General features: G+C 60.4%; 10 protein-coding genes. All 10 read left to right on the top strand.

Going from position 1 to position 14,042, the window contains the following annotated elements; genetic code table 11:
- Positions 1-66 precede the first annotated feature (66 nt).
- The 10 genes from rnr (at position 67) to LOY38_RS26850 (ending at position 13,976) form a co-directional block, all read left to right on the top strand.
- Positions 67-2,706, top strand: a complete 2,640-nt coding sequence (gene rnr, locus LOY38_RS26895; RefSeq protein WP_258697815.1) for a ribonuclease R — start codon at positions 67-69, stop codon at positions 2,704-2,706.
- The gene (rlmB, locus tag LOY38_RS26890; protein ID WP_018928494.1) at positions 2,703-3,470 is read left to right on the top strand and encodes a 23S rRNA (guanosine(2251)-2'-O)-methyltransferase RlmB; all 768 of its coding nucleotides are present in this window, start codon (positions 2,703-2,705) and stop codon (positions 3,468-3,470) included. The genes rnr and rlmB overlap by 4 nt, the downstream gene beginning before the upstream one ends.
- 304 nt (positions 3,471-3,774) lie before the next feature.
- The gene (rpsF, locus tag LOY38_RS26885; RefSeq protein WP_007902678.1) at positions 3,775-4,197 is read left to right on the top strand and encodes a 30S ribosomal protein S6; all 423 of its coding nucleotides are present in this window, start codon (positions 3,775-3,777) and stop codon (positions 4,195-4,197) included.
- 28 nt (positions 4,198-4,225) lie between these two features.
- Complete coding sequence (rpsR, locus tag LOY38_RS26880) at positions 4,226-4,456, top strand: 30S ribosomal protein S18 (RefSeq protein WP_002551829.1); 231 nt, start codon at positions 4,226-4,228, stop codon at positions 4,454-4,456.
- Positions 4,457-4,492: 36 nt separating this feature from the next.
- Complete coding sequence (locus LOY38_RS26875) at positions 4,493-5,386, top strand: hypothetical protein (protein WP_008009810.1); 894 nt, start codon at positions 4,493-4,495, stop codon at positions 5,384-5,386.
- A gap of 19 nt (positions 5,387-5,405) precedes the next feature.
- The gene (gene rplI, locus LOY38_RS26870) at positions 5,406-5,852 is read left to right on the top strand and encodes a 50S ribosomal protein L9 (RefSeq protein ID WP_008035347.1); all 447 of its coding nucleotides are present in this window, start codon (positions 5,406-5,408) and stop codon (positions 5,850-5,852) included.
- A gap of 135 nt (positions 5,853-5,987) precedes the next feature.
- Positions 5,988-7,385, top strand: a complete 1,398-nt coding sequence (dnaB, locus tag LOY38_RS26865; protein WP_253417023.1) for a replicative DNA helicase — start codon at positions 5,988-5,990, stop codon at positions 7,383-7,385.
- 204 nt (positions 7,386-7,589) lie between these two features.
- Positions 7,590-9,893, top strand: a complete 2,304-nt coding sequence (locus tag LOY38_RS26860) for a YgiQ family radical SAM protein (protein WP_258697814.1) — start codon at positions 7,590-7,592, stop codon at positions 9,891-9,893.
- A 113-nt stretch (positions 9,894-10,006) separates the two neighbouring features.
- Complete coding sequence (locus LOY38_RS26855) at positions 10,007-10,525, top strand: hypothetical protein (RefSeq protein ID WP_258697813.1); 519 nt, start codon at positions 10,007-10,009, stop codon at positions 10,523-10,525.
- A 175-nt stretch (positions 10,526-10,700) separates the two neighbouring features.
- Positions 10,701-13,976, top strand: a complete 3,276-nt coding sequence (locus LOY38_RS26850; protein WP_258697812.1) for a DUF2126 domain-containing protein — start codon at positions 10,701-10,703, stop codon at positions 13,974-13,976.
- The last annotated feature ends 66 nt before the right edge of the window (positions 13,977-14,042 follow it).

Genomic DNA, 14,042 nt, shown 5'->3' with positions numbered 1-14,042 from the left:
GAAATTTCCCGTTTCATTACGCCTATGCCAAACTAACCCGCATATAGACAAGGTGAAAACTCTCTAATGGCCGATTGGCAGTCCCTCGATCCCGAGGCCGCTCGTGAAGCGGAAAAATATGAAAACCCTATTCCTAGCCGCGAACTGATCCTTCAGCACCTCGCTGATCGAGGTTCGCCTGCTAACCGCGAGCAGCTGGTCGAAGAGTTTGGTCTGACCACAGAAGACCAGATCGAAGCCCTGCGCCGCCGCCTGCGCGCCATGGAGCGCGACGCTCAACTCATCTATACCCGTCGCGGCACCTATGCGCCGGTGGACAAGCTCGACCTGATCCTGGGCCGCATCAGCGGTCACCGTGACGGCTTCGGCTTCCTGGTCCCGGACGACGGCAGTGACGACTTGTTCATGAGCCCGGCGCAAATGCGCCTGGTGTTCGACGGCGACCGTGCCTTGGCGCGTGTTTCCGGGCTCGATCGTCGCGGCCGCCGCGAAGGCATGATCGTCGAAGTGGTGTCCCGTGCCCACGAGTCCATCGTCGGTCGTTACTTCGAAGAGGGCGGTATCGGTTTCGTCGTCGCGGACAATCCGAAGATCCAGCAAGAAGTGCTGGTGACGCCAGGTCGCAACGCCAATGCCCAGATCGGTCAGTTCGTTGAGGTGAAGATCACTCACTGGCCGACGCCACGCTTCCAGCCGCAAGGCGACGTCGTCGAAGTCGTGGGTAACTACATGGCGCCGGGCATGGAAATCGATGTCGCCCTGCGCACCTACGATATTCCTCATGTCTGGCCTGAAGCGGTACTCAAGGAAGCTGCCAAGCTCAAGCCTGAAGTCGAAGAGAAAGACAAAGAGAAGCGCATCGACCTGCGCCATCTGCCGTTCGTGACCATCGACGGCGAAGATGCGCGCGACTTCGATGACGCGGTCTACTGCGAAGCCAAACCGGGCAAGCTGCGCCTGTTCTCCGGTGGCTGGAAGTTGTACGTGGCGATTGCCGACGTTTCCAGCTACGTAAAAATCGGTTCGGCACTGGATAACGAATCCCAGGTTCGTGGCAACTCGGTGTACTTCCCCGAGCGCGTCGTGCCGATGCTGCCTGAACAGCTGTCCAACGGCCTGTGCTCGCTGAACCCGCACGTCGATCGCCTGGCCATGGTTTGCGAGATGACCATCTCCAAATCCGGCGAGATGACCGACTACTGCTTCTACGAAGCGGTGATTCACTCCCATGCCCGCCTGACCTACAACAAGGTCAGCGCCATGCTGGAAACGCCGAAAGCCACCGAGGCGCGTCAGCTTCGTGGTGAGTACACCGACGTCCTGCCGCACCTCAAGCAGCTGTATGCGCTGTACAAGGTTTTGCTGGCGGCCCGTCACGTGCGCGGCGCGATCGATTTCGAAACGCAGGAAACCCGGATCATCTTCGGTTCCGAGCGCAAGATTGCCGAAATCCGTCCGACCGTTCGCAATGACGCTCACAAGCTGATCGAGGAATGCATGCTGGCGGCCAACGTGGCCACCGCCGAATTCCTGAAAAAACACGAAATCCCTGCGTTGTACCGCGTCCACGACGGCCCGCCACCGGAGCGTCTGGAAAAACTGCGCGCCTTCCTTGGCGAGCTCGGCCTGTCCCTGCACAAAGGCAAGGATGGTCCGTCGCCGAAGGATTACCAGGCTTTGCTGGCCAGCATCAAGGACCGTCCGGATTTCCACCTGATCCAGACCGTCATGCTGCGTTCGTTGAGTCAGGCGGTGTACAGCGCCGATAACCAGGGCCACTTCGGCCTGAACTACGAAGCCTATACCCACTTCACTTCGCCGATTCGCCGCTACCCGGACTTGCTCACGCACCGGGCGATTCGCAGCGTCATCCATTCGAAAATGGACACCCCGCACGTTCGTCGTGCCGGCGCGATGACCATTCCGAAGGCGCGCATCTATCCGTACGACGAAGCGACCCTGGAGCAGCTCGGCGAGCAGTGCTCGATGAGCGAGCGCCGTGCCGACGAAGCGACCCGCGACGTGGTGAACTGGCTCAAGTGCGAGTTCATGAAAGACCGCGTGGGCGAATCGTTCCCGGGTGTGATCACCGCCGTGACCGGTTTCGGCCTGTTCGTCGAGCTGACCGATATTTACGTCGAAGGCCTGGTGCACGTCACCGCGCTGCCGGGCGATTACTACCACTTCGACCCTGTGCACCATCGCCTCGCCGGTGAGCGCACCGGTCGCAGTTTCCGCCTTGGCGACACCGTTGAAGTGCGGGTCATGCGCGTCGACCTCGACGAGCGCAAGATCGACTTCGAGATGGCTGAAAAAACCACCAGCGCGCCGATCGGCCGCAAAAAGCGTGGCGCTGAAACCGCTGCGCCTGCCGCCGCTACTACAAAATCGGCTGTGGAGCCGGCGCCGGCGAAAACCGGTCGTCGTCCTGCCAAGGAAAAGGCTGTCGAAGCCTATCGCCCGAGCGATGCCGCGGCAAAAAATGCCGAGTTGCGCAAAAGTCGTGAAATGAAACAGGCATTGCTGTCTGAAGCGAAAGGCGGCGGTAAAGCGGCGTCTGGGGGAAAGACCGGGCGGTCGGCGCCTGACAAGGCCTCCGGCGGCAAGCCAGCAAAACCAAGCAAACACCGTAAAGGCCCGCCAAAAGCGGGTTCCGCTCCAGCCGCCAGAAGCGGCGGGGCGCGTAAACCTAAGGCCAAGTCATGAGTCAGTTGGAAAAGATCTACGGCGTGCACGCGGTAGAAGCATTGCTGCGTCACCACCCAAAACGCGTCAAGCAGATCTGGCTGGCTGAAGGCCGCAGTGATCCGCGGGTTCAGACGCTGATCGAGCTCGCTGCCGAAAATCGCGTAGCCGTCGGTCAGGCCGAGCGCCGTGAACTGGATGCGTGGGTTGAAGGCGTGCACCAGGGCGTGGTGGCGGACGTGAGTCCGAGCCAGGTCTGGGGCGAGGCGATGCTCGACGAACTGCTCGATCGCACCGAAGGCGCACCGTTGCTGCTGGTACTCGACGGCGTGACCGATCCGCACAACCTCGGCGCTTGCCTGCGTTCGGCCGATGCGGCCGGTGCGCTGGCAGTGATCGTGCCGAAGGACAAGTCAGCCACCCTGACCCCGACGGTGCGGAAAGTCGCCTGTGGCGCGGCGGAGGTGATTCCGTTGGTGGCCGTGACCAACCTGGCGCGCACCCTGGAAAAGCTCAAGCAGCGTGGCTTGTGGGTCGTCGGTACCGCGGGCGAGGCTGAGCAGGATCTGTATCAGCAGGACCTGACCGGCCCGACCATCCTGATCATGGGGGCGGAGGGCAGCGGAATGCGCCGCCTGACTCGCGACCTTTGCGACTATCTGGTGCGCCTGCCGATGGCGGGCAGTGTCAGCAGTCTCAACGTTTCCGTGGCCACCGGCGTCTGCCTGTTCGAGGCCCTGCGCCAGCGCGGCGTCAAAGCCGCCGGAACCGCCAAAAAGTCCTGATCCGGTTGTAATCCCTGTGGGAGCGAGCCTGCTCGCGATAGCGGAGTTACATTCAGCACAAATGTTGAATGTTGCACCCCATCGCGAGCAGGCTCGCTCCCACAGTGGTTTTGTGTCTGGGCGAAGATTGGGGTTGTTCAAATAATCACCAATTGCCTTGCACCTCTCTCGACCCTTCTCTACAATTGCGCCCCTTGCTGTGACGGCAGGCACGCATGTGTCTATCGCCGGCAAGTCCATAAGTGTCATTCACTCCTTGTCTGACCGCTTTTGAGCGGCAGGCTACAACCCGTAAGGAGCATTCATGCGTCATTACGAAATCATCTTTTTGGTCCACCCGGATCAAAGCGAGCAAGTCGGCGGCATGGTTGAGCGTTACACCAAGCTGATCGAAGAAGACGGCGGCAAAATCCACCGTCTGGAAGATTGGGGCCGTCGTCAACTGGCCTACGCAATCAACAATGTTCACAAGGCTCACTACGTGATGCTGAACGTTGAGTGCACTGGCAAGGCTCTGGCCGAGCTGGAAGACAACTTCCGCTACAACGATGCAGTGATCCGTAACCTGGTCATCCGTCGCGAAGAAGCCGTTACCGGCCAATCCGAGATGCTCAAGGCTGAAGAAAACCGCAGTGAGCGCCGTGAGCGTCGCGACCGTCCTGAGCACTCCGACGCCGAAGGCGTTGATGGTGATGACAGCGACGCCAGCGATAACGCTGACGAGTAATCCACGGACCTTTTGAGGAGCCTATTACATGGCACGTTTCTTCCGTCGTCGTAAATTCTGCCGCTTCACCGCTGAAGACGTGAAAGAGATCGATTACAAAGATCTCAACACTCTGAAAGCTTACGTATCCGAGACCGGCAAAATCGTTCCAAGCCGCATCACCGGTACCAAAGCACGTTATCAGCGTCAGCTGGCCACCGCTATCAAGCGCGCCCGCTTCCTGGCCCTGCTGGCCTACACCGACAGCCACGGCCGCTGAGACCGGGCAGTCGACACGTAGCAAAGGATTGAATGCATGCGCGCCTTAGCTGAGTTCATCATGCGCGGCCGTATGCAGGCCACTCTGGTAGTGGCCGGATGCGCAACATTGCCGTTGTTGTATTGGTTGGGTGCTGCCGCCGGATGCCTTGTGCTCCTGCGGCGCGGATTGAAGGACGCCTTGGGCGTTCTTGCTCTGGGGCTGCTGCCGGCGTTGATCTGGTGGCTTTACTCCGACGACCCACGGGCACTTCTGGTGCTGCTGGGGTCTTCGAGCCTTGCGTTGGTTTTGCGCGCAAGCGAGTCCTGGAACCGCGTGCTGCTGGTCAGCATAGCGATGGGATTGGTGTTTTCAGTGGTGCTGGGGGTGGCTTTTGCGCCCCAGATCGAGATGCTGGCGCAGGCGTTGATAAAAGTCATGCCGTCGCTACTCGGTGATGTCTACCAGCAATTGTCGGTAGACGAGCAAGCGCGTTTCGCGTCCCTGATTGCACCGGTCCTGACCGGCCTGATTGCGGCCTTGTTGCAAATCGTCAGTGTGCTGAGCCTGATTGTCGGGCGCTACTGGCAGGCGTTGTTGTACAACCCGGGTGGTTTTGGTCGCGAGTTTCGCGCCATCCGAATCCCGCTTTTGCCGGCGATGTTGCTGCTGGTGTTGATGCTTCTGGGGCCTAACTTAGGTTCGCAGATGGCCATGTTGACACCGTTGTGCAGCGTACCGCTGGTGTTCGCCGGGCTGGCCTTGATTCACGGGCTGGTGGCGCAAAAGCGACTGGCCAAATTCTGGCTGGTGGGGTTGTACGTCACGCTGTTGCTGTTCATGCAGCTGATCTATCCGTTGCTGGTGGTCTTGGCCATCGTCGACAGCCTGATTGATTTTCGCGGTCGTTCGGCGCCGAAAGATGCCGATAACGCGAACGGTGAAGGTTAAAAGTTAAGAGGATTTTCACATGCAACTGATCCTTCTGGAAAAAGTCACCAACCTGGGCAACCTGGGTGACAAAGTGAACGTTAAGGCTGGTTACGGTCGTAACTACCTGCTGCCTTACGGCAAAGCTACCGCTGCGACCCCAGCCAACCTGGCTGCGTTCGAAGAGCGTCGCGCTGAGCTGGAAAAAGCCGCAGCAGACCGTAAAACTTCGGCTGAAAGCCGTGCCGCCCAACTGGCTGAGCTGGAAGTGACTATCACTGCCACCGCTGGTGACGAAGGCAAGCTGTTCGGTTCGATCGGCACCCACGACATCGCTGATGCACTGACCGCCTCTGGCGTTGAAGTTGCAAAAAGCGAAGTTCGTCTGCCGAACGGCACCATCCGCAACGTAGGCGAATTCGACGTAGCCGTGCACCTGCACGCCGAAGTTGAAGCCACCGTACGCGTTGTCGTGGTAGCAGCTTAAGCAGCACTTGTCGGCTGGCACCCTTGGGTGCTTGCCGGTAACATCGGGCACGATCCTGTTTACAGGTCGTGCCCTTTGTCTTTCTGTAGTTCCTGATTTTTATAATCCCAGCTCTTCCTGACAAACCAAGTGGCCATGAACGATATCTCCGCTCCCGAGCAATACGATCTGCAAACCGCTGCCCTGAAGGTGCCGCCGCATTCCATCGAGGCCGAACAGGCCGTGCTCGGTGGTTTGATGCTGGACAACAACGCCTGGGAACGCGTGCTCGATCAAGTCTCCGACGGCGATTTCTATCGGCATGACCACCGCCTGATCTTCCGGGCGATCGCCAAACTGGCGGACCAGAACCAGCCGATCGACGTCGTGACCCTGGCCGAGCAGTTGGACAAGGAAGGTCAGACGTCCCAGGTTGGTGGCCTCGGCTACCTCGGCGAACTGGCGAAAAACACGCCGTCCGTCGCCAACATCAAGGCCTATGCCCAAATCGTTCGCGAGCGGGCGACCTTGCGCCAACTGATCGGTATCAGCACCGAAATCGCCGACAGCGCCTTCAACCCGGAAGGTCGCACCGCCGCCGAGATTCTCGACGAAGCTGAACGACAGATCTTCCAGATCGCCGAGGCCCGTCCGAAAACCGGCGGCCCGGTGAGCGTCAACGACCTGCTGACCAAGGCCATCGACCGTATCGACACCTTGTTCAACACCGACAATGCCATCACCGGCCTGTCCACCGGCTATACCGACCTCGATGAGAAAACCAGCGGTCTGCAACCGTCGGACCTGATCATCGTCGCCGGCCGTCCATCCATGGGTAAAACCACCTTTGCGATGAACCTGGTGGAAAACGCCGTGCTGCGTAGCGAGAAGGCTGTTCTGGTTTACTCCCTCGAGATGCCAGGCGAATCGCTGATCATGCGTATGCTGTCGTCCCTCGGCCGGATCGACCAGACCAAGGTCCGGGCCGGTCGCCTGGAAGACGACGATTGGCCGCGCCTGACCTCGGCGGTCAACCTGCTCAACGATCGCAAGCTGTTCATCGATGACACGGCGGGTATCAGCCCCTCGGAAATGCGTGCGCGGACTCGTCGTCTGGTGCGTGAGCACGGTGAGATCGGCCTGATCATGATCGACTACCTGCAGCTGATGCAGATCCCCGGTTCCAGCGGTGACAACCGGACCAACGAGATTTCCGAGATCTCCCGGTCCCTGAAAGCCCTGGCCAAGGAATTCAACTGCCCGGTAGTGGCTCTGTCCCAGCTCAACCGTTCCCTGGAGCAACGGCCGAACAAGCGCCCGGTAAACTCCGACTTGCGGGAATCGGGTGCGATCGAGCAGGACGCCGACGTGATCATGTTCGTGTACCGGGATGAGGTGTATCACCCGGAAACCGAACACAAAGGCATTGCCGAAATCATCATCGGCAAGCAGCGGAACGGCCCGATCGGCTTTATCCGCCTGGCCTTCATCGGCAAATACACCCGATTTGAAAACCTGGCGCCGGGTAGCTACAACTTCGACGACGATGAGTAATATCTACATCGCCTGATCGGGCCTCATCGCGGGCAAGTCGGATCGCCGCACCGCCGCTCCCACAGGGATTACACCGAACCTGTGGGAGCGGGCTTGCCCGCGATGGGTCGCCGCAATTTCCGACCATAGCCGTCGGAATTGGTCAAAATTTGTGCTATATTCCGCGCCCGCGAAATTCAATGAAAGCCAACACCGGTTATCGACATGCAAGCAGCCAAGCCGTTATTTGACTATCCCAAGTACTGGGCCGAATGTTTCGGGCCAGCGCCATTCCTGCCAATGAGCAGGGAGGAGATGGATCAGCTCGGCTGGGATTCCTGCGACATCATCATCGTCACCGGTGATGCCTACGTCGACCATCCGTCATTCGGTATGGCGATCATCGGCCGGCTGCTGGAGGCCCAGGGCTTCCGCGTCGGGATCATCGCGCAGCCGAACTGGCAGTCCAAAGACGACTTCATGAAGCTCGGCGAGCCGAACCTGTTTTTCGGTGTCGCGGCCGGCAACATGGACTCGATGATCAACCGCTACACCGCCGACAAGAAGATCCGTTCCGACGACGCCTACACCCCCGGTGGCCTGGCGGGCAAACGTCCGGACCGCGCGAGCCTGGTTTACAGCCAGCGCTGCAAGGAAGCCTACAAGCACGTGCCGATCGTGCTCGGTGGCATCGAAGCCTCCCTGCGCCGCATCGCCCACTACGATTACTGGCAGGACCGGGTGCGCAACTCGATCCTGATCGACGCCTGCGCCGACATCCTGCTCTACGGCAACGCCGAGCGTGCGATTGTCGAAGTCGCCCAGCGCTTGTCCTATGGTCACAAGATCGAAGACATCACCGATGTACGTGGCACCGCGTTCATCCGTCGCGACACACCGAAAGACTGGTACGAAGTCGATTCCACGCGTATCGATCGTCCGGGCAAGGTCGACAAGATCATCAACCCGTACGTGAACACCCAAGATACCCAGGCTTGCGCGATCGAGCAGGAAAAGGGGCCGGTTGAAGACCCGAGCGAAGCCAAGGTCGTGCAGATCCTGGCGAGCCCGCGGATGACGCGCGACAAGACCGTGATTCGTCTGCCGTCGGTTGAGAAAGTCCGTGGCGACGCGGTTCTTTACGCTCACGCCAACCGCGTGTTGCACCTGGAAACCAACCCGGGCAATGCCCGTGCGCTGGTGCAGAAGCACGGCGAAGTGGACGTCTGGTTCAACCCGCCTCCGATTCCGATGACCACCGAAGAAATGGACTACGTGTTCGGCATGCCTTACGCACGGGTTCCGCACCCGGCATACGGCAAGGAAAAGATTCCTGCCTACGACATGATCCGTTTCTCGGTGAACATCATGCGCGGCTGCTTCGGTGGCTGTACGTTCTGCTCGATCACCGAGCACGAAGGCCGGATCATCCAGAACCGTTCCGAAGAGTCGATCATTCGCGAAATCGAAGAGATCCGCGACAAGGTCCCAGGTTTCACCGGCGTCATTTCCGACCTCGGCGGCCCGACGGCGAACATGTACCGCATCGCCTGCAAGACCCCGGAAATCGAATCCGCGTGCCGCAAGCCTTCATGCGTGTTCCCCGGCATTTGCCCGAACCTGAACACCGACCACTCGTCGCTGATCCAGCTCTATCGCAGCGCCCGTGCCTTGCCGGGTGTGAAGAAGATCCTGATCGCGTCCGGCCTGCGTTACGACCTCGCGGTCGAGTCGCCGGAATACGTCAAGGAGCTGGTGACCCACCACGTCGGTGGTTACCTGAAGATCGCCCCGGAACACACCGAGGAAGGTCCGCTCAACCAGATGATGAAACCGGGCATCGGCAGCTATGACAAGTTCAAGCGCATGTTCGAGAAGTACACCAAGGAAGCCGGGAAAGAGCAGTACCTGATTCCGTACTTCATCGCCGCTCACCCGGGCACCACCGACGAAGACATGATGAACCTGGCTCTGTGGCTCAAGGGCAACGGTTTCCGTGCCGATCAGGTGCAGGCGTTCTACCCGTCGCCGATGGCCACCGCCACCGCGATGTACCACTCGGGCAAGAACCCGCTGCGTAAGGTCACTTACAAGAGCGACGGCGTGACCATCGTCAAGAGCGAAGAGCAGCGTCGTCTGCACAAGGCGTTCTTGCGTTATCACGACCCCAAAGGCTGGCCGATGCTGCGTGAAGCGCTGACCCGCATGGGCCGCGCCGACCTGATCGGGCCGGGCAAGAACCAGCTGATCCCGCTGCATCAGCCGGCGACCGACAGCTACCAGAGCGCCCGTCGCAAGAACTCGACACCGGCCGGCAGCCACAAAGTGGCAGGGGAAAAGACCACCAAGATTCTGACCCAGCACACCGGTCTGCCACCGCGCGTCAGCGATGGCGGCAACCCGTGGGACAAGCGTGAACAGGCCAAGGCTGCGGCGTTTGCCCGCAATCAGCAAGCGGCCAAGGATCGCAAGGACGCGGCCAAAGGCAAAGGGCCCAAGCCTGCGCGTAAGCCGGTTGTCCCGCGCTAAACGCTGATCGCTGACAACAGAATGCCAACCTTCGGGTTGGCGTTTTGCTGATCGTCCCACGCAGGAGCGTGGGACGATCAGGCTGCAGCTTTTCAACTTCAAGGAAGAACACCGTGTCCCGCCGCAAGAAATCCCCCGCGCCACAAACCGCCGCCGACAAACTCATGCAGTTGAAATTCGCCCACTGGCTGGCCTGGCAACCGTATGTGCGGCGCTATGGGTGGATTCATGTGGCGGTCATGATGATGACGATTTTTGCCATGTCACTGACCGGCTCGGTGTTCGGTACGGCATTTTTCCCACATGACTACCCGATGATGGAGAACGTCATCTTCGCCATGTTCGGCGGGTGTCTGGTGATGTCCCTGTGTTTCATCGCGCTGATTCGCGGCTACGCCAAGGCGGTCTGGGGATTGTTCACGATGCTGGTGTTCTGTCTGTCGATCACGTTGCTGGTGATGGTCGAGGCGAATCATGCCGGGTTTGCCTGGATAGCGGCGGTGCCGTCGCTGATCGGTTTGTACTTGATGAGCAAGCGGCGCTACCAGCGTGGGATCAGGGTTTTGCAGGTGGGTGCTCGCATCCGCCAGCGGATCAAGCGGCTCGAAGCGAGCCTGAAGCACACCCTGTGAGGCTCACGCAGTAGCGGCTTGCTACATTTGCGTGCACCTGGCCCAAAGCAATTTCCCGCATCGCCCGATTTTGGTGCTGTACTGCCCTAAGCAAATCTATGAAAGTGCCTGCGCTGCTGGGTGGCATAAGTCTTGCGCGCTTTCGAATACGCTTAAGGCTCGCAGGAGGCTCGCCGTGTCGATTCATGTCGCATTGCATCACGTCACACACTACCGCTACGACCGTGCTGTCGAGCTCGGTCCGCAGATCGTTCGCCTGCGCCCGGCGGCCCACAGTCGCACGCGGATTTTGTCCTATGCGCTGAAAGTCTCGCCCGAGCAGCACTTCATCAACTGGCAACAGGACCCTCAGGGCAATTACCTGGCGCGGTTGGTGTTCCCGGAAAAAACCGATGAGCTGCGGATCGAAGTCGACCTGCTGGCAGAAATGGCAGTGTTCAATCCGTTCGACTTCTTCCTTGAGCCCTACGCGGAAAAAATCCCGTTCACCTATGCCGCCGATGAGCGCAAGGAGCTGGCCCCCTATCTGGAAACCTTGCCCCTGACGCCGAAGTTCCAAGCCTACCTGGACGGCATCGACCGCACGCCGCTGCCCAGCGTCGATTTTCTGGTCGCCCTCAACCAGCGCCTGAGTGAAGACATCGGCTACCTGATTCGCATGGAGCCCGGCGTCCAGACCCCCGAACACACCCTTGAACACGCCTCCGGTTCCTGCCGCGACTCGGCGTGGCTACTGGTGCAACTGCTGCGCAACCTCGGGTTGGCGGCGCGTTTCGTCTCCGGCTACCTGATCCAGCTCACCGCCGATGTCAAAAGCCTCGACGGCCCCTCGGGCACCGAGGTGGACTTCACTGACCTGCATGCCTGGTGCGAGGTCTACTTGCCCGGCGCCGGCTGGATCGGCCTGGACGCAACCTCAGGGCTGTTTGCCGGTGAAGGACACATTCCGTTGGCGTGTAGTCCCGATCCGGGCTCTGCGGCGCCGATCAGTGGCTTGGTGGAACCGTGCGAGTGTCAATTCACCCACGAAATGTCCGTGGAGCGGATTTGGGAAGCGCCGCGCGTCACAAAGCCCTACACCGAAGATCAATGGCTGGCGATTCAGGCGCTGGGCCGGCAGATCGATGCCGACCTGTTGGAAGGCGACGTACGCCTGACCATGGGCGGCGAGCCGACCTTCGTTTCCATCGATGACCCCGACGGCGCCGAGTGGAACACCGCCGCCCTCGGCCCGGACAAGCGTCGCCTGTCCGCCGAACTGTTCCAGCGCATGCGCAAGCACTACGCGCCCAAAGGCCTGGTGCATTTCGGCCAGGGCAAGTGGTACCCCGGTGAACAACTGCCGCGCTGGTCGTTGAATTGCTACTGGCGGCGGGATGGTGTGCCGATCTGGCACAACAGCGCGCTGATCGCCGATGAGCAGGAAGACTACGGCGCCGATGGCGAACTGGCCGGGCGTTTTCTGGCGAGTGTCGCCGAGCGCTTGAAAATTCCGACACGCTTCGTGTTTCCGGCCTACGAAGACAATTTCTATTACCTCTGGCGCGAAGGCGCTTTGCCGCAGAACGTCAGCGCCGAAGATTCGCGCCTGGAAGAACCATTGGAGCGGGCGCGGCTGCGCAAAGTCTTCAGCCAGGGCCTGGACAAGGTGATCGGTCAGGTCCTGCCGCTGGCCCGCACCGCCAAGGGTGATCAATGGCAGAGCGGTCGCTGGTACCTGCGCGATGAACACTGCCGGCTGGTACCGGGGGATTCGCCGCTGGGTTATCGCTTGCCGCTGGGGTCGCAGCCTTGGGTGAAAGCGGCCGAGTATCCATTCATTTACCCCAACGACCCGAACCAGGAATTCCCGGCGCTGCCGGACACTCAGCAGTTGAACAGTCCGGGCACGCCGGCCGAAGCGGTCGAACGGGATATCGAGGTCGACGAATCCGCAGACTGGCTGACCCGCACCGCATTCTGCGCCGAGGCTCGGGATGGCCGCTTGTACCTGTTCATGCCGCCGTTGGAGCAGGTCGAGGACTACCTGGAACTGGTCACCGCCATCGAGGCGACGGCTCAGGAGCTGCATTGCCCGGTGTTGCTGGAAGGCTATGAACCGCCGAGCGATCCTCGTCTGAGCAACTTTCGCATCACCCCGGATCCGGGCGTGATCGAGGTCAATGTGCAACCGTCCGCCACTTGGGACGAACTGGTTGAACGCACCGAATTTCTCTACGAAGAAGCACGCCAGACTCGCCTGACCACCGAGAAATTCATGATCGATGGTCGCCATACCGGCACCGGCGGCGGTAACCATTTCGTATTGGGTGGTGCGACGCCGGCTGATTCACCGTTTTTGCGTCGTCCGGATTTGCTGCGCAGCCTGATCAGTTACTGGCATAACCACCCGTCCTTGTCCTACCTGTTTTCCGGACTCTTCATTGGCCCGACATCCCAGGCGCCACGGGTGGACGAAGCGCGTAACGACTCGTTGTATGAGCTGGAAATCGCCTTCGCCCAGATGCCGAAGCCGGGGGAAGAATGCGCGCCGTGGCTGGTGGATCGACTGCTGCGCAACTTGTTGATCGATGTCACCGGCAACACCCACCGCTCAGAGTTCTGCATCGACAAACTCTATTCACCCGACGGCGCCACCGGGCGCCTCGGTTTGCTGGAGTTGCGCGCCTTTGAAATGCCGCCTCATGCGCGCATGAGCCTGGCGCAGCAATTGTTGCTGCGGGCGCTGGTGGCGCGATTCTGGCGCGAACCCTATGCGCCGCCGAAACTGGCGCGCTGGGGTACCGAACTGCACGATCGCTTCTTGCTGCCGCACTTTATCGAGCAGGATTTCGCCGACGTCATCGTCGATCTGGATGCCGCCGGTTATCCCGTGCGCGCCGAGTGGTTTGCCGCGCATCTGGAGTTTCGTTTTCCCAAGGTCGGCGACTACGCCGTCAGTGGTATCGAGCTGGAAGTGCGTCAGGCCCTGGAGCCTTGGCATGTGCTGGGTGAAGAGGGCGCGGTGGGCGGCACGGTGCGTTATGTGGATTCGTCCCTGGAGCGCTTGCAGGTCAAAGTCACGGGACTGGCGCCGCAACGTTATTTGCTGACGTGTAACGGCATTCCGGTGCCGCTGCAACCGACCGGCCGGGTTGGCGAATTCGTCGCAGGCGTGCGCTTTCGTGCCTGGCAGCCCTCCAACTGCCTGCAACCGACCATCCCGGTCCACGCGCCGCTGGTGTTCGACCTGCTCGACACCTGGATGGAACGGTCGCTGGGCGGCTGCCAGTACCACGTCGCCCATCCGGGCGGGCGCAATTACGACAGCTTGCCGGTGAACGCTAATGAAGCGGAGAGCCGACGCATGGCGCGATTCTTCCGAATCGGGCACACCCCAGGGAAACTTCCTATACCGAACGTGACGATTAACGACGAGCTGCCGATGACGCTCGATTTACGACGTTTCTAAGCCCTACACGACGCTCGGATTTTTCGTCTATCCGGGCGTCATGAGCCTGCGTTAGTCTGACCGTTC

It is taken from the genome of Pseudomonas sp. B21-015 (assembly GCF_024749285.1).
Taxonomy (GTDB): domain Bacteria; phylum Pseudomonadota; class Gammaproteobacteria; order Pseudomonadales; family Pseudomonadaceae; genus Aquipseudomonas.
Note: the sequence above shows the minus strand (reverse complement) of the source record. Positions and strands in the feature narration are given on the sequence as shown.